This is a genomic window from Micromonospora deserti, assembly GCF_003236335.1.
Taxonomy (GTDB): Bacteria; Actinomycetota; Actinomycetes; order Mycobacteriales; family Micromonosporaceae; genus Micromonospora; species Micromonospora deserti.
The window spans coordinates 1-21,809 of record NZ_POUB01000082.1 but is presented as its reverse complement, the minus strand read 5'-3'; the positions used below and the strand labels follow the sequence as shown (position 1 = coordinate 21,809).

Here is a 21,809-nt window from a genome sequence, read left to right as displayed (position 1 = left end):
GGTGCAGGTCAGCGCCGCCACCACGGTCGCCCGGTCGAGCACCGCGCGCAGCCGGTCCTCGGCCAGCCCGCCGCCGGGATGGCCGCGCCGACCTCGACGAGGGCGTCGAGCAGGCCGGCGGTGAACGCGTCGCCGGCGGCCACCGACACGGACTGGACACCGCGCCCCGGTTGGGCGAGAGTGGTCGGCCGTGAGATACCTCCGCGCCGGCGGACCGGCCGGCATCCGCCGTCCCCGCCCCGCCGACGAAGCCGAGTTCATCGCCGCCGCGAGGCGCAGCCGGGACCTGCATCATCCCTGGCTCGCCGCCCCGGACGACCCGGAGACGTACGCGGCCTACCTGCGCCGCATCCGGCGCCGGGAGAACTCCGGCTACCTCGTCTGCGACCGGGCCAGCGGCGCCATCGCCGGGTACGTGACCATCAGCGGCATCGTCATGGGCGCGCTGCGCGGCGGCTACCTGGGCTACGGGGCGTTCCTGCCGTACCAGGGCACCGGGCACGCCTCGGCCGGCGTGCGCCTGGTGATCGAACACGCGTTCACCGGGCTCGGCCTGCACCGGCTGGAGGCGAACATCCAGCCGGGCAACGAGCCGTCGCGCCGGTTGGCCCGCCGGCTCGGCTTCCGGCTGGAAGGCTTCTCGCCGGACTATCTGTTCATCGACGGGGCCTGGCGCGACCACGAGCGCTGGGCGATCACGGCGTAGGCCGGCGGCCGGCGGCTGGGGGCCGCCCGGCCACCGGCGCCGGGCTCAGCGCCGGGGCCGGCGGGCCTGCCCGCCCAGGCGCTCGATGTGCCCCTGCTTGTGCTCGACCCGGCGGCGCTGCCGGGGCGTGAGCCGATTGCGTCCGCTCTGCCGCAGGTAGACCGACTGTCGGTGGTCGTTGGAGATCGGCAAGGTCACGACGTGCTCCCTTCGCTGGAGGCGGACCCTCAGCTCACCACCGTCCACCGGCTCGGGGTGAGGCGGCCCCACCCCGGGCGGGTGATCCGGGCGGGGTCAGCTGCCCGGGCGGGGAAACGCGACGGCGCCGGAGCGATACGTTTGCCCGGGCGCGCGGTGGGAACGGGACCGCAATGACGAAACCTCGTGTGGTGATCGTGGGGGCCGGGTTCGCCGGTTACCACGCGGCGAAGACGCTGAGCCGGCTCGCCCGGGACCGGGCCGAGATCGTGCTGCTCAACTCCACGGACTATTTCCTCTACCTGCCGCTGCTACCCGAGGTGGCCGCCGGTGTGGTGGAGCCCAGCCGGATCTCGGTGCCCCTGGCCGGCACCCTGGACGGGGTACGGGTGGTGATCGGTGAGGCCGACCACGTCGACCTGCAGAACCGCTGGGTCGGCTTCACCCAGCCCGAGGGCGACCGCAACCGGCTGGCGTACGACCGGCTGGTGCTCGCCGTGGGCAGCGTCAACAAGCTGTTGCCGATTCCCGGGGTGACCGAGTACGCGCACGGGTTCCGCGGCCTGCCCGAGGCGCTCTACCTGCACGACCACCTGGTCCGGCAGATCGAGCTGGCGGAGCAGGCCGAGGACCCGGCCGAGCAGCGGGCCCGGGCCACCTTCGTGGTGGTGGGCGCCGGCTACACCGGCACCGAGGTGGCCGCGCAGGGACAGCTGTTCACCGACGCCCTGGTGGCGCAGCGCCCCCGATTGACGATCCGGCCCCGGTGGATGCTGCTCGACGTGGCGCCCCGGGTGCTACCCGAGCTGGACACGCGGATGTCGGAGACCGCCGACCGGGTGCTGCGCCGACGCGGCGTGGACGTGCGGATGGGCGCCTCGGTGGCCGTAGCCACCGCCGACGGGGTCAAGCTCACCGACGGGGAGTACGTGCCCACCTGCACCCTGGTCTGGTGCGTCGGGGTACGCCCCGACCCGTTCGTCGCCGAGCTGGGCCTGCGCACCGAGAAGGGCCGGCTCGTCGTCGACGAGTACCTCAGCGTCCCCGGCTTCCCCGAGGTGTACGCCTGCGGCGACGCCGCCGCGGTGCCCGACCTGGCCCGGCCTGGGCAGATCTGCGCGATGACCGCGCAGCACGCCCAGCGGCAGGGGAAGCTGGCCGCGCACAACATCGCCGCCTCCTACGGCCAGGGGCGCCGCAAGCCGTACAAGCACCACGACCTGGGTTGGGTGGTCGACCTGGGGGGCAAGGACGCGGCGGCGAACCCGCTGAAGGTCTCCCTGTCCGGTCTGCCCGCCAAGGCGGTCACCCGCGGCTACCACCTGCTGGCCATGCCGGCCAACCGGGCCCGGGTCGGCGCCGACTGGGTGCTCGACGCGGCGCTGCCCCGCCCCGCGATCCAGCTCGGTCTGGTCCCGGCCAACGCGGTGCCGCTGGAGAGCTCGTCCCCGGAGGTGCCGGTGCGCGCCCGCTGACCGCCGCTCAGCGGGGGCGCACGGTGGCGTCGGTGGCCGGCCGGGCGCCGGCGACGAAGGCGTCCAGCGTGCCGCCGTGCAGGACGCCGCCGGGGACCCGGTCCCGGGCCACCCGGGTGGCCAGCCGTAGCACCGGCAGCCGCCCGACGCGGGGCGCGGCGGCGAGCACCACGTTGCCGTAGCGCCGCCCGCGCAGCATCCGGCGGTCGGCGACCAGGCAGACGTCGGCGAAGACGGCCCGCAGGGTGGCCACCTGCACCCGGGCGAAGACCAGCGGCGGCAGGTCGGTCACGTTGACCAGGTAGATGCCCTCCGGACGCAGCGTCCGGGCCACCTCGGCGACGAACTCGACGCTGGCCACGTGCCCCGGCATCCGGGCGCCCCGGTAGATGTCGGCGAGCACCAGGTCGTACCGGCCGGCCGGCGCGGCGGTCACGGCGTCCCGCGCGTCGGCGACGTGGATCTCGACCTGCGGTGGTAGCGCGGGCAGCTCCCGGGCCACCAGATCGACCATCGCCCGGTCCCGTTCGACGACCAGCTGCGCCGAGCCGGGTCGGGTCGCGGCGAGGTAGCGGGGCAGGGTCAGCGCGCCGCCACCGAGGTGCAGCACGTCCAGCGGGCGGCCGGCCGGCGCCGCCAGGTCGGCCACGGCCGCCATCCGCCGCACGTACTCGAAGTGCAGGTGACCCGGGTCGGCCACGTCCACATAGGACTGCTCCACATCGGCGGCCAGCAGCGTACGCCCGGTGCGGCGCGCCGGGTCGACGACCAGCCGCAGCCGGTCGGCGCCCTCGTCGTCCATGCCCGGCACGCTAGTCGACGGCGGCGGGGCGCGCCGGTGGGACCGTCCCACCGGCCGGCGCCGGTCAGCCGGCGTTCATCCCGGCGCCCACCTCGTCGATCGCGTCGTCGATGGCGTGGGCCAGGTCCACGTCCCGCGCGGTCACCGCGTCGGCCTGCCGGGACCGTACGGTCAGCACGGCGGTCATCGCGTCCGGCCGGCCGATCCGCGGGCCCCGCCCGGTCTCCTCGCGAAGCCGGTCGATCCGGTCGAGCACCCGGTCGAGGTTGTCCGCCGGCAGCTGGACGGTCCGCGACAGCTGGCCCGCGTCGGCGGACCAGTACGGCAGCGCGTTCAGCGCCGCCGCCAGCTCGGCGTCGGTGAGCGGGGGCGTCGCGGTGACGGCGCCGACCACCCCGCCACCGGCCGGCGACGGCTCCAGCAGGTCCCGCAGCCCGTCCGGCACGTGCAGCGACTCGACCAGGTCGCCGTCGTGGTCCGCGAGGGCCGCCAGGGTCGCCTCGGCCTGGTACCGGGCCTGCTCCGGTGTGCGCCCACTGATCCGGCCCACCTCGGCCAGGAAGCCGGGCAGGTCCTGGCGCCGTCTGATGCCGTCCACGGGGACCACGTCGTGCAGCGAGGTCGGCACGGCCGCCAGCAGTCGCTGGCGTTCCGCCTCGCCGAGGGCCCAGGCCAGCACGAGCACGGTCGACTCGACCCCCACCTTCGCGGTGCGGAAGTCGACGCCCGCGCGCCGGCAGACGTCGTCGACCAGTTCGTGGTAGCCCATCGTGGTAACCCCCGGCGTACCCTGGCCCGGGTCCGGGAGTGGTCGGGGCCGCTCCGGGATGCCGGCCGGTGGCGGCGCCGGCCCACCCCGGGTGGCGTCCGGCTTGTGCCGGCCCGCCGGTGGCGGCCCGTCGCGCTTGCCCCGGTCGAGGTGGGTGAGCTGCTTGGAGGCGCTCAGGCTGGCGCCGCTCTCGCTCGGCTGCTGGCCCCGCTCGCGGGCCCGCCGGGCCAGCGTCCGGCGGCGCTGGTTGTCGCCCTCCATCTGCTTGCGCATGGTGACACCTCGCTTTCGCTGGTGTTCCCTCGCTTCCCCCGTCGCCTTCCCGTCGTCGCGGACACCGAAACGGACGCCGCCGGCCGAGCCGCAGACCGGTGGGCAGCGCCGGCGGGAGCTTCATCCGGCCGGGGTGAGGGGCACTCACCCGGCGCGGGCCGACGATGGAGCGGACCGGGAATCTTCCGATGTACGCGGAAGGGAAGGTCGTGATGAAGCGGATCGTCGAGATCGTCCCCGCCCGACCCGGCTGGTACGCCCGTTGGCGCCTGTCGCCCGAGGGCACCCGCTGCTACCCGGTGAGTCTGTGGGCGCTGCTGGAGGAGGCCGACGGCACCGGCCGCGAGGTGATCGGGGTGGACTGCATCGGACAGTGGCCCGGGGCGGACGACAACGAGGCGAGCGGGGAGTTCGTCCGCTACCTCTACCAGACGCCCGACTCCGGCCCTCCCGAGGACGCGGAACCGCCGCCGGCGCTGCGCGAGCGGTCGACCGGCCCCCGCCTGCTGCAACCGGTCACCGTGCCCTAAGCCTCACTCCGGCCCCCGGCCCCTGGTCCCAGGGCCGGGGGCCACCCCTTCGCGTCGGGCCGCATCGGGAACGCCGGGCCTTCGATGGTCGCCGTGTCGGGCCACGCCCCCGCGCCGCCGGACCCAGGCGTGCCGACGGGTCCAGGATGGGCTAGATTTCCCCGCCAGCGCGGTGACGCTCAGGTCCCGTCCCCGGCGACACGAGGCAGGTAGAGATGGATGCTCACAGCCCGAGTCCGGTTCGCATCCTGGTGGTGGACGACGACCCCGGTGACGTGCTCATGATCGAGGAGGCCCTCGCCGACTCGGACGTCGAGAAGGTGATCGACGTGGTGGGTGACGGTCAGGAGGCGATGGAGTTCCTCCGCGGCGAGGGGCGGCACCTCGGTGCCCGGCGCCCCGACGTCATCCTGCTCGATCTGAACATGCCGCGGATGGACGGGCGCCAGGTGCTCGGCGCGGTCAAGCGGGATGAGGACCTGCGTACCATCCCGATCGTCGTGCTGACCACCTCCAACGCCGACACGGACATCCTCGGCAGCTACACGCTCCAGGCGAACGCATACGTCACCAAACCAATCGATCTTGATGACTTCAACGATGTGGTACGCCGTATCGACGAGTTCTTCGGCCGGGTGGTCGTGCTGCCGAAGCGCGGCTGAGCCGCGGCGGCCGGCCATATTGTCCACGCCGGGCCGCCCGCCGACACCCCGCGACCCGCCGGAACCGGCCGGGCGCTCGCATGCTGAACATTTTTCCCGAACCCACTCGGCCGTCGCCGGCGGCGCAGAGGATCAGGTGGGGAAGATTTACCAGCTGCCTGGGGGGCGACAGTATGAGGTTCTCCATCGTTGAGATCGGCTACGACCAGCGGCAGGTCGATTCCTGCCTGGACGACCTGGGGATCCGGTTGACCCGGCTCGCGGCGCGGGCGGAGAGCACCGCCGGCGCGGGCCGGGAATGGGACGAGATCCGCGAGGAGGCGATCGGGCTCTGCGGCCTGCTCCAGCGGCTGGACCTGGGCGACACGAGCCTGACCCGACGGCGGGTTGGGGACGTCGAACGGGAGGCGGCCGAGATCCTGGCCCAGGCGCGGTTCGAGCTGGACGCCGCCCGCGAGGAGGCCCGGCAGGTACGCGAGCGGGTGTACGCCGAGGCGGTGCAGGCCCGGCGGGACTTCGAGGAGGCGCTGCACGCCCGCCGGCGGCGCGAGGCCCGGGTGGACGAGATCCTCGGCGGGGTGACCGCCGAGCCGGTGCCGGCCGACACGCCGACCGCCGCGGCCGGGGTCGGCGGCGGCGTCCCGTCGACCCGGGCCGCCGCCGGTGGGGGCGCGGACACGTCGGCCGAGCAGCCGGGCGGTCGGGGCACGCCGGTCCGCTGAGCCCGTTGCCTCAGACCAGGGCGGCGACGATCGTGGTGGCCCGCTCCTCGTGCTGCGCGTACGCGTCGGGGAAGGCCGAGACCTGCACGGCCTGGGCCGCCGCGGTGAGACTCATCTCCTGCCAGCCGGGGATCTCACGCAGCGCCTCATAGAACGCCCGGGCGGCGTAGGCGGGGCGCATCAGGTCGCGCACGGTGCCCCACCCGCTGCTGGGACGCTGCTGGAACAGACCGACCGAGTCGTGGTCCCAGCCGATGGCCTGGTGCGGGTAGTTCTGCGACTCGGGCAACACTCCGCTGGCGTAGTTGAGGAGCGTGCTCTCCTGCATCGCGGTGGCCACCGCGATGACCAGGGCGCGGCGGGGCATCTTCAGGTCGACCCCGACCTCCACGATGACCTTGGCGTTGTCCATCTGCGCCTGGCTGAGGCCGGCGACGGGGCGTGGGCGGCGTGGCTTCGCGGGCTTCTTGGGGGCCTTCTTGGTGGCCGACGGGGAGGGCTTCGCCGTCGGGCTCGGGCTGGCCGGCGTGGGGGAGGCGGCGGCCCGGTCCAACGCCCGCGAGGCGCGCTGGTCGGCGGCGGCCCGGTCGGCCACCGCCTCGGCCACCGGCTCCCGCTCGGCGTCGGCGTCGCCCCGGGTGCCGGTGAACGCGACCACGCCGAGGCAGCAGGTAACGCCAGCGGCGAGCGCGACCCGTACCGGGGTCGACGTCAGCAGGGCACGGGGGCCGCGACGCTGCGGCTCGGGGGAACGATGACGGCCAGTCGCCCGTTCGGTGGAGGAGGGGTCGGCCGTGCGGGCGGCCGGCTGCTCCGGGGTCGGTGTCTGGTCGATGGGGTCGTCGGGATGCACCCGCCGAGGCTAGAAAGACGTTCGCCCGTTGCCATCGGCCCGGTTGGTGGCATGCGCCACAATTTGCCATGATCTTGTGGGTCATCACGGGCAAGCGGCTGAGCTATGCGACTCTCTCCGTGTATCCGTCCTGCCGTTCATGTCGGAAAGAACCACACGAAGCCGGCAAATAGTCGATCTTGGCGCGACGGGTCGCCAAGGACTGCCGCATCCCCCGTACGGTGGAGGCGGCACTCGCCCGTGCTGGTGGAGTGCTCCTGGCCACAGGTGCCATCCTCACCCGCGCCCGCCTCCACCGTCCTACCCTCGCCCGATCGACTGGCATCCCCGCCTCGGGAGCCGCTCCGTCCCCGCCACGGCGGCGAGGGCCGGCCCGTCAGCGGGCGGGTCGGTCAGTGGCGGCCGTTCTCCGCCGGGGTGACGGTGAGCCGGTGGCGGCTGCCGTCGCCGCTGGAGAACGGCCAGAGCCGGTCGGCGTACTCGACCAGGTCAGCCAGCTGCTGGCGGCTCAGGCCGGCCGAGGAGATGGAGGCGTGCACGTCGGCGCGGTACCGGCCGTCGTCGTCGCGCCCCAGCTTCGCCTCGGCCCGCACCTGCACCGTGTGCGACTCGTCGGTGACCTTCCCGGCCGCCTCCACCGCCGCGTGGTGCAGGCAGGACGCGAAGGCGGCGGCGAGCAGCTGCTGCGGGGTCAGGCCCGAGCAGTGCGGCGCCAGCGGAGACGCCAGGGCACTGGAGAGCCCACCGTCGTCGGTGCGTACGTGGCCGCCCTCGGCGGTCGCGGCGCCCGCCTCACGCAGCCAGGAACTCGGATCCGGCATCGCGTTCCTCCCGTCACTCACCCGGCCGGCTACCCGGCCCCCGACCGGTGAAACCGGCCCTGAGCAGCACGGGTGGCGACGGCGGCCCCGGCGACGGGCCGGCGATGACGGCAGGTCAGCCGACCCAGCCGGAACGGTTAGCCACCGGCGCGGCCTCGGTCTCCTCGGCCGCCGCCCGCTCGGTCCACGACGACACCGACGCGGGGCGTGGTCGCGGGGTCAGCGGCTGCCGCATCGGCACGTACACCCGGACGTCCACCGCCTCGGCCAGCAGCAGCGCGGTCACCGGCTGGTTGGCCGGTCCGCCGGGTCGTCGGCCAGACACCGCGTGCACAGGTCGGCCACCTCCGGGGGCAGACCGCGACCGGATCCGGGGCGGCGCCGTCCCGGGGTGCGGTAGCTTGCGAGCCGGGGTCGTTGCCACCCCGGCCGGACGCGGGAGGTGGAGGCGCGATGAGCGAGGTGACCGTACGCTTCGTCGGCGGGCCGGCCCACGACCTGGTCCGGGCCCTGCCGGCCGGACCAGACGGGCATCCCCCCGCCCGGTGGGTGCTGCGCCACCCCGAGGGCGGACCGACCGTCGCCGGCGCCCCCGACCACCTCTACGAACGCGGCCGCCCGGACGGCACCGGCACCTGGACGATGCGCTTCGTGCACAGCTACCCGGTGGGCATGACCGAGTGAGCCCGCCGCCCGCCGGACGGCCGGTGACCGGCGCCGCACAGCTGGCGCACAGCATCAGCACAAGCGGTATTCAGCGGCCCGGCCCACCATGGGAGCCATGGTGACAGATGGGCAGACCGGGCGGATCGAGCTGCGCCGCCCCGACGGTGCGCCGGTGCGGGTGCTGGTGGTCGACGACGAGCCGACCCTCACCGACCTGCTGTCCATGGCGCTGCGCTACGAGGGCTGGCAGGTGAGTACGGCCGGCAACGGGATGACGGCGATCACCACCGCCCGGCAGTTCCAGCCGGACGCCGTCGTGCTCGACGTGATGCTGCCCGACCTGGACGGCTTCAAGGTGCTGCGCCGGCTGCGCGAGCAGGCTCCCACGGTGCCGGTGCTCTTTTTGACCGCCCGGGACGCGGTGGAGGAGCGGATCGCCGGGCTGACCGTCGGCGGCGACGACTACGTCACCAAGCCGTTCAGCCTGGAGGAGGTGATCGCCCGGCTGCGGGCGCTGCTGCGCCGCTCCGGCTTCGCCGTCGCCGCGCGCGAGGAGGCCGTGCTCACCGTCGGGGATCTCAGCCTCGACGAGGACAGCCACGAGGTGCGCCGCGACGGGCAGCTGATCACCCTCACCGCCACCGAGTTCGAGCTGCTGCGCTACCTGATGCGCAACCCACGCCGGGTGCTGAGCAAGGCGCAGATCCTCGACCGGGTGTGGAACTACGACTTCGGCGGCCAGGCCAACGTGGTCGAGTTGTACGTCTCGTACCTGCGCAAGAAGATCGACGCCGGTCGGAAGCCGATGATCCACACGCTGCGCGGGGCGGGTTATGTCCTCAAGCCGGCGGAGTGACCCCGGCGGCCGGCCGGCGGGCGCGCTGCGCCGCCGGGTGGCCGGGTGGTCACTGCGTACCCGGCTGGTGGTCATCCTGGTCACCCTGCTGGCCCTGGTCAGCGTCGCGATCGGCGGCATCACCACCGCGGCGCTGCGGCAGTTCCTCCTCGGCCGGGTCGATGCCCAGCTGGCCCCCAGCCCCGGCGTGCGGGGGGAGCGCCCGTATCCGCGTTTCGGGCCGACCGGCGACGGGGACATCCCGCCCGGACTGCCGCCGTCCACGGTCGTCGTGACGGTGGTGGACGGCCGGGTTACCGACGCGCGGATCCAGACCGGCAGCCAACCGGGCGGGGAGAGGCTTCCAGCCGGGGAGGTCGCCGCGCTGGCCGCCCTGCCGGTCGACGGCGCTCCCCGTACCGTGCGTCTCGGCGAGCGTGGCGACTACCGCGCGGTCGCGCGGATGTGGCGCGCCGGTGAGGTCCGGGTCCTGGCCCTGCCGCTGTCGGGCGTGCAGGACACCGTCATGTGGATGGTCGCGGCGCAGGCCGCCGTCGCCACCGCCGGGCTGCTCCTCGCCGGCACCGCCGGCGCGCTGATCGTCCGGGCCACACTGCGTCCGCTGCGCCGGGTCGCCGCCACCGCGGCCCGGGTCAGCGAACTGCCGCTGGACCGGGGCGAGGTGGCGCTGTCGGAGCGGGTGCCGGCGGCCGACACCGACCCGCGTACCGAGGTCGGCCAGGTCGGGGCGGCGCTGAACCGGATGCTCGGGCACGTCGCCGCGGCGCTGGCCGCCCGGCAGGCCAGCGAGACCCGGGTCCGCCAGTTCGTCGCCGACGCCAGCCACGAGCTGCGCACCCCGCTGGCCGCGATCCGCGGCTACGCCGAGGTCGCCCGGCGCGGCCGGGACCAGGTGCCACCGGACGTGGCCCACGCGCTGCGCCGGGTCGAGTCGGAGAGCACCCGGATGACCAGCCTCGTCGACGACCTGCTGCTGCTCGCCCGGCTCGACTCCGGCCGGCCGCTCGCGGTCGAGCCGGTCGATCTCTCCGCGCTGCTGGTGGACGCGGTCAGCGACGCGCACGTCGCCGGCCCGGAGCACCGCTGGCAACTCGAGCTGCCCGACGCGGTGATCCGGGTCCCCGGCGATGCCGCGCGGCTGCACCAGGTGGTGGCCAACCTGCTCGCCAACGCCCGGGTGCACACCCCACCCGGCACCACCGTCACCGCCACGTTGGGCGTCGCGCCGGACGCCGCCGTGCTCACTGTCGCCGACAACGGCCCGGGCGTACCGCCGGACCTGCAACCAGAGGTCTTCGAGCGCTTCGCCCGCGGCGACAGCTCGCGGTCCCGGGCGCACGGCAGCACCGGCCTCGGGCTGGCCATCGTGGCCGCCGTGGTGGAGGCGCACCACGGCACGGTCAGCCTGGACAGCCGGCCGGGCCGGACCGTGTTTACCGTGCGGCTGCCCAATCCCACAGCTGCCGCATAGCCGGCACACGGGGGCTGGCCAGGCCGCTCGCCCAGGCTCGCCGGCATGGACAGAACAGACGACCTGCTGACCGTGCCCGCCCGCGGGGCCCCGGCGCCGGCCGCGCCCCGGACGTCCGAGCCGGCACCGGCCCAACAATCCGGCGAGCGCCCGCCGCCACCCCGGAGCAGGCCGGCCTGGAGCCGCCCGGCGCTGGCCGGGTTGCTGGTGGCCACCGCCCTGCTCTACCTCTGGGACCTCAGCGCCTCCGGCTGGGCCAACTCCTTCTACGCGGCGGCGGTGCAGGCCGGCTCGGTGAGCTGGACGGCGTTCTTCTACGGCTCCTCCGACGCGGCCAACTCGATCACGGTCGACAAGACCCCCGCCTCGCTCTGGCTGATGGCCCTGTCGGTGCGGGTCTTCGGCCTGAACAGCTGGGCGATGCTGGTGCCGCAGGCGCTGTGCGGGGTCGCCGCCGTCGGCGTCCTGTACGCCACCGTCCGGCGCTGGTACGGCCCGGCGGCCGGCCTGATAGCCGGCGCGGTGCTCGCGGTCACCCCGGTGGCCACCCTGATGTTCCGGTTCAACAACCCCGACGCCCTGCTGGTGCTGCTCCTGGTCGCCGCCGCGTACGCCACCGTGCGGGCGGTGGAGAGGGCGAGCACCCGGTGGCTCGTGCTGACCGGCGTGCTGGTTGGGTTCGGCTTCCTCACCAAGATGCTCCAGGCGTTCCTGGTGGTGCCGGTCTTCGCCGGGGTCTACCTGCTGGCCGCCCCGACCGGCGCGTGGCGACGGATCCGGCAGCTGCTGCTGGCCGGGCTCGCGGTGCTTGTCGCCGCCGGCTGGTGGGTGGCGATCGTCGAGCTGGTGCCGGCCAGCGCCCGCCCCTACATCGGCGGGTCGCAGACCAACAGCATCCTGGAGTTGACCCTCGGCTACAACGGTCTCGGCCGGATCACCGGCGACGAGGTCGGCAGCGTCGGCGGGGGCGGCCCGGGCGGCGGCGGTGGCCCGTTCGAGGGGCAGACCGGCTCGCTGCGGATGTTCGGCGGCGAGGTGGGCGGTCAGGTCTCCTGGCTGCTGCCGGCCGCACTGATCCTGCTGGTCGCCGGCCTGGCGCTGGCCGGCCGGGCGGCCCGCACCGACCACACCCGGGCCGGGCTGCTGCTCTGGGGTGGCTGGCTGCTGGTCACCGGCGGGATCTTCAGCTTCATGTCCGGCATCTTCCACGCGTACTACACGGTGGCGCTGGCACCCGCGGTCGGCGCGCTGGTCGGCATTGGCGTCACCCTGCTGTGGCGGGAACGCGCCCCGCGCGCGGCGCCCGCCGCGCCGTGGCGGTCGGTAGCGGCCACGCTGACCCTGGCCGGAACGCTCGCGACCACCGCGTGGTGGTCCTGGACGCTGCTCGGCCGCAGCCCCGACTGGCACCCGTGGCTGCGCCCGGCGGTACTGGCCGGCGGGCTGGCCGCCGCGGTGCTGCTCGTCCTGGCCGACCGGCTGTCCCGCCGGGCCGCCCCGCTGGTCCTCGCCCTGGGCTCGGCGGCGGTGCTGGCCGGGCCGGTGGCGTACTCGCTGCAGACCGCCGGTACCCCGCACACCGGATCCATCCCGACCGCCGGGCCGTCGGTGCGGGGCGGGTTCGGTCCAGGTGGTGGCCTCGCCGGTGGACGGCTGCCGGCCGGCGTGGAGCTGCCGACCGGGGGGCAGTTCCTCGGCGCCGGCCGCGACGGTGGCCAGAACGGCCAGTTCCCCGGAGGCGGCCAGTTCCCCGGCCTTCCCGGCGGGGACGGCACCGGCCGATCGGACCGGACCGGGGGGATGGGCGGGCTGCTCGACTCCCGCGAGCCCAGCGCCGAGCTGCGCGAGCTGCTGGAGCGCGGCAGCGGGGACTACACCTGGATCGCCGCCACGGTCGGCTCGAACAACGCCTCCGGCTACCAGCTCGCCACCGGCGACCCGGTGATGGCCGTGGGCGGCTTCAACGGCAGCGACCCGTCGCCGACCCTGGCGCAGTTCCAGCGGTACGTCGCCGAAGGGAAGATCCACTACTTCGTCGGCGGCGGTGGCTTCCGGGCCAACGGCGGCAGCAACGCCTCCGCCGAGATCGCCGCCTGGGTCGCGGAGACCTTCCCGGCGCAGACCGTCGACGGGGTCACCGTCTACGACCTCAGCAGCGGACAGGAGGGCTGACCATGACCGGATCCACCGGCCCCCAGGCCAGCGTGCAGGCCCGTCCGACCTCGCCCACCGCCGTGCTGGACGTGGTGATCCCGGTGTACAACGAGGAGACCGACCTCGGCCCCTGCGTCCGGCGGCTGCACGCGCACCTGCGCGAGCACTTCCCGTACCCCTTCCGGATCACCGTCGCCGACAATGCCAGCGTCGACGGCACCCTGGCCGTGGCCGAGGCGCTCGCCGCCGACCTGCCCGAGGTGGGGGTCCTGCATCTCGACGCCAAGGGGCGCGGTCGGGCGCTGCGGGCCGCCTGGTCGGCCTCGCCGGCGCCGGTGCTCGCGTACATGGACGTGGACCTCTCCACCGACCTGGCCGCGTTACTGCCGCTGGTCGCCCCGCTCATCTCCGGCCACTCCGACCTGGCCATCGGCACCCGGCTGGCCCGGACCTCCAGGGTGCTGCGCGGCGCCAAGCGGGAAATCATCTCCCGGGCCTACAACCTCCTGCTGCGCGGCACCCTCGCGGTGCGGTTCTCCGACGCGCAGTGCGGGTTCAAGGCGATCCGCGCGGACGTCGCGGCGGGGCTGCTGCCGCTGGTGCAGGACACCGGCTGGTTCTTCGACACCGAGCTGCTGGTGCTGGCCCAGCGCGCCGGGCTGCGCATCCACGAGGTACCGGTGGACTGGGTGGACGACCCGGACAGCCGGGTGGACATCGTGGCGACCGCGCTGGCCGACCTGCGCGGCATCGGCCGGCTGGGCCGGGCACTGTTGACCGGCGCCCTACCCCTGCCCGAGCTGCGCGAGCAGCTGGGCCGGGCGCCGCTGGCCGCGCCGCCGGCGCAGGTGCCCGTCGGCCTGCCCCGGCAGCTGGTCCGCTTCGCCGCCGTCGGGGTCGCCAGCACCCTGGCCTACCTGCTGCTCTTCGTGGCCACCCGGGGGGCGCTCGGCGCCCAGCCGGCGAACCTGCTGGCGCTGCTGCTCACCGCCGTGGCCAACACCGCGGCGAACCGGCGGCTGACCTTCGGCATCACCGGCCGGCGGCACGCCGCCCGGCACCACCTGCAGGGCCTGCTGGCCTTCGCGCTCGGCCTGGCCCTGACCGGCGGTTCGCTGGCCGTGCTGCACGCGGTCGCCGCCGAGCCAGCCCGGCCGGTGGAGCTGGCGGTGCTGGTGGCCGCCAATCTGGCCGCCACGGTGCTGCGGTTCGTGCTGCTGCGGCTCGGCATGCACCACCGCCGCGGCTGACCGCCACCCGGCGGCGACTCCTCGGCGCGGGCACCGCGGACCCGGTCCGCGGTGCCCGCGCCGCGCCGCTGCCTCCGGTCAGTCGGTCAGCACCTGCGCGAGGACCTGGACGACGCGCTCCGCGTGGCGCCCGTCGGGGTCCTCGTCGGCGTTGAAGTCGGTCAGGCTCAGCCCGAGCAGCCGGCCCGACGCCACCAGCGGCCCGACCAGCGCGGCGAGGTCCGCCCAGTCCAGCCCGCCCGGCTCGGGATAGCTGACCGCCGGCAGCACCAGCGGGTCGAGCACGTCGAGATCCAGGTGCAGCCACGCCGGCCCGGTGCCGGCGGCCAGGTCCCGGCCCGTCGCGGCGGCATCCGGCCCGTGCAGCCGCTCCGCGGGCACCACGTGGATGGCCGGATCCAGCCGGCCGGCCTCCGACCCGTCGCCCGCGGTCGGGCGGTAGCCGAGCACGTGCACCTGGTCGGGGTCGACCAGCGGTCCCTCCCGGTCCAACAGCCCGGCCGGGCCGTGGTCGGTGACGACCGACAGGTCCATGTCCGCCCCCTCGCCCGTGGGCGAGGTCCGGCCGTCCTCGAAGTCCAGGTGGCCGTCGAGGAACCACAGCTCGAACCCGGCCGGCAGCCCCTGCAACGTCCCCGGCAGCAGCGCGCAGTCGCCGCCGACGACCAGCGGGTGCCGGCCCGCGCGGACCAGTTCGTTCACCCGTGCGGCGATCGCCCGGCCGGCTCGGCGGACCTGGTCGGCGCCGATCATGCCGGTGGCCGGGTCGGGCACCGGGTCGGTGATCACCGCGTCGACGGCACCGGCGTCCTCGGCGCCCAACCGGCCCACCAGCCCGGCCGCCCGCAGCGCCATGGGCGCCCGCCGCTCACCCCGCCCGCGTCCGGACGAATCGAGCGGGGCGTCCAGCACCGACCATCGCACATCTGGAGGCTAGTGCGGTTGTGGCAGGCTGGGCGGCGTGTACCGGGAACGTCCCGCCGGTGGTGTGGCCGGCGCGGTGCTCTGGACCAGCACCACCCCGGCCGGGGCCGCCCCCACCCGGGTACTCCCCGACGGCTGCGTCGACCTGCTCTGGTCCAGCCGCTCCGGGCTGCTGGTGGCGGGGCCGGACCGCACCGCCCACCTCAGCGGCGGCGGGCCGGAGGAACGGTGGGTCGGCCTGCGGCTGCCGCCCGGCACCGGCCCGGCGGTGCTCGGCGTCCCCGCCGTGGAGCTGCGCGACCGGCGGGTCCCGCTCGCTGACCTCTGGGGCGACTCGGCGGTCGCCGGGCTGGCCGAGCGGGCCGGGTCGGCGCCGGCCACGGTGCTGCGGGAGGTCGCGGCGGGACGACTGCGGGCCTCCGGTGGCCCGGACCCGCTCGGCGTCCGGGTCGCGACCGTGCTGGCCGTTGGCGCCACGGTGACCGCGGCCGCCGCCGCGGTCGGCCTCGACCCGCGTGCCCTGCACCGTCGGTCGCGGCACCTGTTCGGGTACGGCCCGAAGACCCTGGCCCGGATCCTGCGCATGCAGCGGGCGCTGGCGCTGGCCCGGGCCGGCACGCCGCTGGCCGAGGTGGCCGCGAGCTGCGGGTACGCCGACCAGGCCCACCTCACGCGGGACGTGCGGGACCTGGCGGGGGTGCCGCCCACCGCCCTGCTGCCCCGCTGACCGTGACCCGTGGCCCGGGTGGCGCAGACCCCTGGCCCGCTCGGCCGTGATCCGTGCGGCCCGGGAGTCAGTCTGCGGGTAGCGGGGCGAACAGGTCGACGCCGGTGCCGTCCGGGTCGTGCAGGACCGCGTACCGCTGCCCCCAGTCGGCGTCCCACGGCGTGCGGTGGCCGTGGAAGCCGGCGTCGGTGAGTGCCGCGTAGCGGCGGTCGACCTCGGTCGGGTCGGCGCAGCGGAAGGCGAGGTTGACCCGGGGGCTGCCGCTGGGTGGCGACCAGCCGGGGTCGAACGAGCGGACCGTGTCCACGGTGTCCCAGGCGAGCCGGACGCCGCCGGGCAGGGTCACCTCCACGTGCGGCTCGGACTCCGCGCCGGGTGGGAACGCCACTCCGAGGCGACGGTAGAAGTCCAGCGTGCGGGCCATGTCCGTGGTGGTCATGCCGATCAGGTCGAAGCGGGGCGTCATGGCGACCACGGTAGGAAACCGCGGGGCCGGTGTCTTGAACGAAACGGGCGGCCGCATGGCCGGTGTGGCCTCCGTGGCGGTGACCTTCGGCGTACGGTGGGATAAGTCCGGCGTCCCGGTCAAAACCGCTCGTCGTGGGTGGAGGGTGCATGCCGGGGTCGAGACGGCGAGGGGAAGGAGTGGTCGGTGATCCATCTGGCCTACCTGGACGCGGGGTCCGGCAGCCTGATCGTGCAGGCGGTCGTCGGCGGGGTGGCCGGCGCGGCGGTGGCGGCGAAGCTCTACTGGCGCCGGCTGGTCGACCGGTTCCGCCGGCAGCCCACCGACCAGCGCTAATCGGAATGGCAATCTCCCGCACCGGGCTGCGCCCCGACCCCGGTTCGTTCCGTGACCCGGCCAACCGGGTCTACCACCTCGGTGAGGACGTGCTGCGCGGGCTGGACGAGCGGGCGGCAGCGGAGTGGCGCGCCCTCGTGGGCAGCGACTTCTTCCCGCCGCTGCTCGCCACGGGCAAGGTCTGCGGCACCGAGGCGGTCGACCCGGCGCTGGTGGGCGGCGAGGGCTGGGCGGCCGTGCTCCGCCACGAGCGCATCCCGTTCGTCTCCCACCCGTACGAGTGGTCCTTCGGGATGCTGCGCGACGCGGCGCTGCTGCACCTGGAGATCCTGCGCGCCGCCCTGCCGGCCGGCTTCACCACAAAGGACGGTTCGGCGTACAACCTGCAGTGGCGCGGCACAGAGCCGGTCTTCATCGACATCGGCTCGTTCACGCCCGTCCGCGCCGGCGAGCCCTGGGCCGGCTACCGGCAGTTCTGCCAGACGCTGCTCTATCCGCTCCTGCTCGGCGCTCACCTTGGGCTGGACTTCCAACCCTGGCTGCGGGCCCGGGTCGACGGGATCGAGCCCGACCAGATGCGAAGGCTGTTCGGCGGCGTCCGCCGGCTGCTGCCCGGCGTGCCGACCCACGTGCACCTGCACGGCGCGATGCAGCGGGGCAACGCCGGGGCGAGCACCGCCGATGTCCGGAACCAGTTGCGGGCCGCCGGCTACTCCCACGAGTTGGCGCTGGCCACCGTGCGCGGTATCGAGAAGCTGGTCCGCCGGCTGCGGCGGCGCCCGGCGGCCAGCCACTGGGTCGACTACCAGCGCACCTGCGGTTACACCGCCGAGGACCGGGCGGCCAAGGAACGCTTCGTCACCGAGGCCCTGACCGCCGGGCCGCCCGCCCGCCTGGTGCTCGACCTGGGCGCCAACGACGGCCGGTACGCCCGGCTCGCCGCCCGGCACGCCGACTACGTCGTCGCGGTGGAGCAGGACCCGGCCGTGGTCGACGAGCTGTACCGCACGCTGCGCGCCGAGCGGGAACGGCGGATCCTGCCGCTGGTTATGGACCTCACCGATCCGTCCCCGGGCGGCGGCTGGCGGGGCGTGGAGCGAGCCTCCTTCGCCGACCGGGCCGCCGCGGACGTGGTGCTCGCCCTGGCGGTCGTGCATCACCTGGCGATCGGGCGTAACGTGCCGCTGCCCGAGGTGGTCGACTGGCTCGCCGGCCTCGCCGCGCCCGGTGCGCGGGTCGTGGTGGAGTTCGTCCACCCCGAGGATCCGATGGCCCGCCGGCTGCTGGCCAACAAGCCGGAGGGACTCTTCCCCGACTACCGTCGCGAGGAGTTCGAGCGGCTGCTGACGGGCCGGGGCCGGATCGCGGACCGGCTGGTGCTGCCCTCCGGCACCCGGACGCTGTACCGGGTGACGGCGGATGCCTGAGCGCTCCGCCGACCCGGACCCCGACATGGGGCCGGCCGGCCCGTCGCCGGGGCACCCGACCGGGACCGGGGACACCGCCCAGGCCCGTGCCGAGGCAGGTGACCCGGGCGGCGCCGTGCCGGGCGGCCGGCGGCGAGCGTCGGCCTGGCGGGCAGAGGTCGGCCGGGTCGCGGAGGTGGCGGCCCTGGTCGGGCTCGTGGTCACCCAGCCGCTGCTGGACGTCCTCGGGCGCAGCCCGGATTTCTTCCTGTTCCACCGCGCCGACCGCCGGGAGATTCTGCTGCTGGTCGCGCTGATCGCGGCGGCGCCCACCGCGGCCGTGGCGCTGCTCGGCCTGCTCAGCCGGCTCGCCGGGCCGGCCGGGCGGGGCGCGGCGCACACCTTGCTGGTCGGGCTGCTGCTCGCCGCCCTGGCCGTGCAGGTCGGCCGGCACGGCACGCCGCTGCGGGGCGTACCGCTCCTGGTGGTCGCGGGGTTGGCCGGCGCCGCCGGGGCGGCGGCCCACCGGCGATGGCGCGCCCCCAGCCGGGTGCTGCGGGTGGCCGCCGCCGGTCCGCTGCTCTTCGTGGGGCTGTTCCTGTTCGCCTCGCCGTCCTCGGCGGTGGTGCTGCCGCGCGGCGACGGCGGGGCCGCCGGGGTGGCGCAGCCCGGCGTCCACCCGCCGGTGGTCATGCTGGTCCTCGACGAGTTGCCGCTGGTGTCGCTGCTCGGCCCCGACGGGCGGATCGGCGCCGCCCGGTTCCCGCACTTCGCGGAACTGGCCGCCGGCTCCACCTGGTACCGCAACGCCACCGGAGTCAGCGGCTGGACCCCGTACGCGCTGCCGGCGATGCTGTCCGGCCGGTACCCAACGACCTCCGCCGCACCGCATTACTCACACCACCCGGACAACCTGTTCACCGCCTTCGGCGGCCTCTACGACATCCGTGCCGAGGAGAGCATCACCCGGCTCTGCCCGCCGAGCCGCTGCGACCACCCAATCAGCCCGGAACAGGGGCTCGGCGTGCTGGTCCGGGAGACCGCGACGCTGCTCGGCCGGGTGGCCGCGCCCGTGGACAGCCGGGTCGACCCGGCGGACTCCTACCGCGAACGCACCCGCGCCGAGGCCGGGATCGACGCCGCCGAGCCGGTGCCGGACGACCCGAAGTTCCGCTGGGACAGTCTGGACGACAACCAGCCGGCCCGGTTCACCGCGTTTCTGGCCGGGTTGCGGCCGGCCGCCCGGCCCACCCTGCACTTCCTGCACCTGCTGATGCCGCACTCGCCGTGGGCGTACCTGCCGTCCGGCGTGCGCTACGACGCCCCGGAGGACCTGCCGGTCGACGGCGACGGCTGGGCGGAGCTGGCCCGCCAGCGTCACCTCGCCCAGCTCGGCTACACCGACCGGCTGATCGGCGAGACGCTGCGCACCCTGCGCGCCCGGGGCCTGTACGACCAGGCCCTGCTGGTGGTCACCGCCGACCACGGGGTGAGCTTCACCCGGGGCGCCCAGGGCCGCGGGATGGACGCGATCAAGGCCGCTCCCGACCAGGTCGCCTGGGTGCCGATGTTCGTCAAGACGCCGGGGCAGCGCGCCGGCCGGGTCGACGACCGGAACTGGCAGCACGTCGACCTGCTGCCCACCGTGGCCGACGAGGCGGCCATCCGGCTGCCCTGGCGGGTGGACGGGCGCTCGGCGCGGCAGGCGCCGCGCGCCGACGGCGGCAAGGTCTTCTACGACCGCCCTGGTCAGCCGACCCCGATCTCGGGGGGCGTGCCCGCTCCGCCGGCCGCGCCGGCACCGCACCCGCTGGTGGGCACCACCGTGGGCGACCGTCCGGCCGGTGGCCCGGCACAGGTCGCCGACCTGGCCGCGTTCGCCGCCGTCGACCCGGACGCCGGCCGGCTGCCGGCAGCGGTCTGGGGTGACCTGCCGGACCGGGTCCCCGACGGCACCCTGCTGGCGGTGGCCGTCAACGGCCGGGTCGGCGCGGTCGTCCCGGTGGTGCCGCGGGACGCCGGCGGTCGCCGCTTCGCCGCGCTGCTCACCGACGACCGGCTCTTCCACGCCGGGTCGAACCGCCTGGACCTCTACCAGGTCGCCGCAGACGGCACGTTGCGCCGGCTCCAGCTCTCCTGACCGCACCCGGCGGGGCGCCCGGCCGCACCGGCCGGTAGCGTTCCCATGCCTCGCCACCACCGGCTTCGCGCGGCGTACCTGCGATCCGGCCCGGGTTTCCCAGCCGAATGGTCGGGAATCGGGTGACGCACACCTCACCCCCGAACCACGCGGGGCGGTGTCCCGGCAACCGCGATTACGGTAAAAGCGAAGGCAATTCAACGAAGATCTGCCGGCGAAGCGAGGAACCACATGACGGAAGTCAAGCTCGATCACCCCGGTGGGCAGCTGTCGATGCCGGTGCATCCCGCGGTCGAGGGCCCCTCCGGCATCGGGGTCAGCAAGCTGCTGAAGGAAACCGGGATGACCACATACGACCCCGGTTTCGTCAACACCGCGGCCTGCTCGTCCGCGATCACGTACATCGACGGCGACGCGGGGATCCTGCGTTACCGCGGGTACCCGATCGAGCAGCTGGCTGAGAAGTCCTCTTTCCTGGAGGTCTCCTACCTGCTGATCTACGGTGAGCTGCCGACCGCGCAGCAGCTGAGCGAGTTCACCGAGTGGATCCGCCGGCACTCGCTGCTGCACGAGGAGATGCGCCGCTTCTTCGACGGGTTCCCGCGCGACGCCCACCCCATGGCCGTGTTGTCGTCGGCGGTCAGCGCGATCTCCACCTTCTACCAGGACAGCCTGGACCCGTTCGACTCGGAGCACGTGGAGATCTCCACAGTCCGGCTGATGGCGAAGGTGCCGACCATCGCCTCGTACGCCTACAAGAAGTCGATCGGCCAGCCGCTGCTGTACCCGGACAACTCGCTGGGCTACGTGGAGAACTTCCTGCGGATGACCTTCGGCGTGCCGGCCGAGCCGTACGAGGTCGACCCGGTGATGGCCCGGGTGCTGGACATGCTGTTCATTCTGCATGCCGACCACGAGCAGAACTGCTCCACCTCCACCGTCCGGCTGGTCGGCTCCAGCAACGCCAACCTCTTCGCCTCGGTCTCGGCGGGGGTGAACGCGCTCTTCGGCCCGCTGCACGGTGGCGCCAACCAGGCCGTGCTGGAGATGCTGGAGAAGATCCAGGCCGACGGCCTCGACGTCCGCACCTTCGTCAGGAAGGTCAAGGACAAGCAGGACGGCGTCAAGCTGATGGGCTTCGGCCACCGGGTCTACAAGAACTACGACCCGCGCGCCGCGATCGTGAAGAAGGCGGCCCAGGACGTGCTCGGCCGAATGGCCAAGCCGGACCCGTTGTTGGACATCGCGATGGAGCTGGAGGAGATCGCCCTCGCCGACGAGTTCTTCGTCTCCCGGCGGCTCTACCCGAACGTGGACTTCTACACCGGCCTGATCTACAAGGCCATGGGCTTCCCCACCAAGATGTTCACGGTGCTCTTCGCGCTGGGCCGGCTCCCCGGCTGGATCGCCCAGTGGCGGGAGATGATCAACGACCCGGAGACCAAGATCGGCCGCCCACGGCAGGTCTACAGCGGCGCCGCCGAGCGCGCCTACGTCCCCTTCGCCGAGCGCTGACCCCAGCTTCACCCCGAAAGGCCGCCGCCCACCCGGGCCGGCGGCCTTTCGGGGTGAAGCTGGGGTCAGCGCTCGGCGAAGGGGACG

24 protein-coding genes are annotated in these 21,809 nt (G+C 74.6%); 15 read left to right on the top strand and 9 right to left on the bottom strand.

The annotated features are described in order from the left end of the window. Nucleotides 1-8: 8 nt before the first annotated feature. Entirely contained in the window at nt 9-149 is a 141-nt protein-coding gene (locus C1I99_RS32760) for a hypothetical protein (protein ID WP_158554061.1), read from the bottom strand. A gap of 41 nt (nt 150-190) precedes the next feature. Here C1I99_RS32760 and C1I99_RS14245 point away from each other — a divergent pair, with 41 nt between their 5' ends. After that, nucleotides 191-706: a GNAT family N-acetyltransferase gene (locus C1I99_RS14245; RefSeq protein ID WP_111134695.1), complete on the top strand. Its 516-nt coding sequence runs from the start codon at nt 191-193 to the stop codon at nt 704-706. A 45-nt stretch (nt 707-751) separates the two neighbouring features. On the opposite strand, the gene C1I99_RS32755 is transcribed toward C1I99_RS14245, so the two are convergent. Further along, nucleotides 752-904 (bottom strand): hypothetical protein, encoded by a 153-nt coding sequence (locus C1I99_RS32755; RefSeq protein WP_158554060.1) that lies wholly within the window; start codon nt 902-904, stop codon nt 752-754. A 173-nt stretch (nt 905-1,077) separates the two neighbouring features. Here C1I99_RS32755 and C1I99_RS14240 point away from each other — a divergent pair, with 173 nt between their 5' ends. Next, on the top strand, nt 1,078-2,379 hold the full coding sequence (locus C1I99_RS14240) for an NAD(P)/FAD-dependent oxidoreductase (protein ID WP_111134694.1): 1,302 nt from the start codon (nt 1,078-1,080) through the stop codon (nt 2,377-2,379). Nucleotides 2,380-2,386: 7 nt separating this feature from the next. Here C1I99_RS14240 and C1I99_RS14235 read toward each other — a convergent pair whose 3' ends face one another. Both C1I99_RS14235 and C1I99_RS14230 read right to left on the bottom strand, forming a co-directional pair. After that, complete coding sequence (locus tag C1I99_RS14235; protein ID WP_111134693.1) at nt 2,387-3,181, bottom strand: spermidine synthase; 795 nt, start codon at nt 3,179-3,181, stop codon at nt 2,387-2,389. A gap of 64 nt (nt 3,182-3,245) precedes the next feature. Then, on the bottom strand, nt 3,246-4,223 hold the full coding sequence (locus C1I99_RS14230; RefSeq protein WP_111134692.1) for a DUF2267 domain-containing protein: 978 nt from the start codon (nt 4,221-4,223) through the stop codon (nt 3,246-3,248). 212 nt (nt 4,224-4,435) lie between these two features. Between C1I99_RS14230 and C1I99_RS14225 the strand changes: the two genes are divergently transcribed. The 3 genes from C1I99_RS14225 (at nt 4,436) to C1I99_RS14215 (ending at nt 6,137) form a co-directional block, all read left to right on the top strand. After that, nucleotides 4,436-4,753 (top strand): hypothetical protein, encoded by a 318-nt coding sequence (locus C1I99_RS14225; protein WP_111134698.1) that lies wholly within the window; start codon nt 4,436-4,438, stop codon nt 4,751-4,753. A gap of 215 nt (nt 4,754-4,968) precedes the next feature. Then, a complete protein-coding gene (locus C1I99_RS14220) occupies nt 4,969-5,415 on the top strand; it encodes a response regulator (RefSeq protein ID WP_111134691.1) in 447 nt (148 codons plus the stop codon). Between the two features lie 173 nt (nt 5,416-5,588). Then, on the top strand, nt 5,589-6,137 hold the full coding sequence (locus tag C1I99_RS14215; protein ID WP_111134690.1) for an ATPase: 549 nt from the start codon (nt 5,589-5,591) through the stop codon (nt 6,135-6,137). Between the two features lie 10 nt (nt 6,138-6,147). Here C1I99_RS14215 and C1I99_RS14210 read toward each other — a convergent pair whose 3' ends face one another. From C1I99_RS14210 to C1I99_RS14200, 3 genes are all read right to left on the bottom strand, one after another. Next, on the bottom strand, nt 6,148-6,990 hold the full coding sequence (locus C1I99_RS14210; protein WP_111134689.1) for a hypothetical protein: 843 nt from the start codon (nt 6,988-6,990) through the stop codon (nt 6,148-6,150). 392 nt (nt 6,991-7,382) lie between these two features. Further along, the gene (locus tag C1I99_RS14205; RefSeq protein WP_111134688.1) at nt 7,383-7,811 is read right to left on the bottom strand and encodes an OsmC family protein; all 429 of its coding nucleotides are present in this window, start codon (nt 7,809-7,811) and stop codon (nt 7,383-7,385) included. Nucleotides 7,812-7,926: 115 nt separating this feature from the next. Beyond that, nucleotides 7,927-8,145, bottom strand: a complete 219-nt coding sequence (locus C1I99_RS14200; protein WP_233512499.1) for a hypothetical protein — start codon at nt 8,143-8,145, stop codon at nt 7,927-7,929. A gap of 119 nt (nt 8,146-8,264) precedes the next feature. Here C1I99_RS14200 and C1I99_RS14195 point away from each other — a divergent pair, with 119 nt between their 5' ends. From C1I99_RS14195 to C1I99_RS14175, 5 genes are all read left to right on the top strand, one after another. Continuing rightward, nucleotides 8,265-8,495, top strand: a complete 231-nt coding sequence (locus C1I99_RS14195; protein ID WP_111134687.1) for a DUF8847 domain-containing protein — start codon at nt 8,265-8,267, stop codon at nt 8,493-8,495. A gap of 88 nt (nt 8,496-8,583) precedes the next feature. Beyond that, on the top strand, nt 8,584-9,333 hold the full coding sequence (locus C1I99_RS14190; RefSeq protein WP_438941410.1) for a response regulator transcription factor: 750 nt from the start codon (nt 8,584-8,586) through the stop codon (nt 9,331-9,333). Continuing rightward, the gene (locus C1I99_RS14185; RefSeq protein ID WP_111134685.1) at nt 9,311-10,804 is read left to right on the top strand and encodes a sensor histidine kinase; all 1,494 of its coding nucleotides are present in this window, start codon (nt 9,311-9,313) and stop codon (nt 10,802-10,804) included. The genes C1I99_RS14190 and C1I99_RS14185 overlap by 23 nt, the downstream gene beginning before the upstream one ends. A gap of 45 nt (nt 10,805-10,849) precedes the next feature. Further along, nucleotides 10,850-12,976, top strand: a complete 2,127-nt coding sequence (locus C1I99_RS14180; protein WP_111134684.1) for an ArnT family glycosyltransferase — start codon at nt 10,850-10,852, stop codon at nt 12,974-12,976. Between the two features lie 2 nt (nt 12,977-12,978). Next, complete coding sequence (locus C1I99_RS14175; RefSeq protein ID WP_111134683.1) at nt 12,979-14,208, top strand: glycosyltransferase; 1,230 nt, start codon at nt 12,979-12,981, stop codon at nt 14,206-14,208. 78 nt (nt 14,209-14,286) lie between these two features. Here C1I99_RS14175 and C1I99_RS14170 read toward each other — a convergent pair whose 3' ends face one another. Beyond that, nucleotides 14,287-15,132 (bottom strand): arginase family protein, encoded by an 846-nt coding sequence (locus C1I99_RS14170; RefSeq protein WP_111134682.1) that lies wholly within the window; start codon nt 15,130-15,132, stop codon nt 14,287-14,289. 37 nt (nt 15,133-15,169) lie between these two features. On the opposite strand from C1I99_RS14170, the gene C1I99_RS14165 reads away from it, so the two are divergent. Next, nucleotides 15,170-15,859, top strand: a complete 690-nt coding sequence (locus tag C1I99_RS14165; RefSeq protein WP_111134681.1) for a helix-turn-helix transcriptional regulator — start codon at nt 15,170-15,172, stop codon at nt 15,857-15,859. Nucleotides 15,860-15,926: 67 nt separating this feature from the next. Here C1I99_RS14165 and C1I99_RS14160 read toward each other — a convergent pair whose 3' ends face one another. After that, the gene (locus tag C1I99_RS14160; RefSeq protein ID WP_111134697.1) at nt 15,927-16,325 is read right to left on the bottom strand and encodes a VOC family protein; all 399 of its coding nucleotides are present in this window, start codon (nt 16,323-16,325) and stop codon (nt 15,927-15,929) included. A gap of 186 nt (nt 16,326-16,511) precedes the next feature. On the opposite strand from C1I99_RS14160, the gene C1I99_RS33330 reads away from it, so the two are divergent. From C1I99_RS33330 to C1I99_RS14145, 4 genes are all read left to right on the top strand, one after another. Next, nucleotides 16,512-16,661 (top strand): hypothetical protein, encoded by a 150-nt coding sequence (locus tag C1I99_RS33330; protein ID WP_007459587.1) that lies wholly within the window; start codon nt 16,512-16,514, stop codon nt 16,659-16,661. A gap of 5 nt (nt 16,662-16,666) precedes the next feature. Continuing rightward, on the top strand, nt 16,667-18,088 hold the full coding sequence (locus C1I99_RS14155) for a class I SAM-dependent methyltransferase (protein ID WP_111134680.1): 1,422 nt from the start codon (nt 16,667-16,669) through the stop codon (nt 18,086-18,088). A gap of 25 nt (nt 18,089-18,113) precedes the next feature. Continuing rightward, a complete protein-coding gene (locus tag C1I99_RS14150) occupies nt 18,114-20,207 on the top strand; it encodes a sulfatase-like hydrolase/transferase (RefSeq protein WP_111134696.1) in 2,094 nt (697 codons plus the stop codon). A gap of 231 nt (nt 20,208-20,438) precedes the next feature. Further along, nucleotides 20,439-21,722 (top strand): citrate synthase, encoded by a 1,284-nt coding sequence (locus C1I99_RS14145; protein ID WP_111134679.1) that lies wholly within the window; start codon nt 20,439-20,441, stop codon nt 21,720-21,722. Nucleotides 21,723-21,809 lie beyond the last annotated feature (87 nt).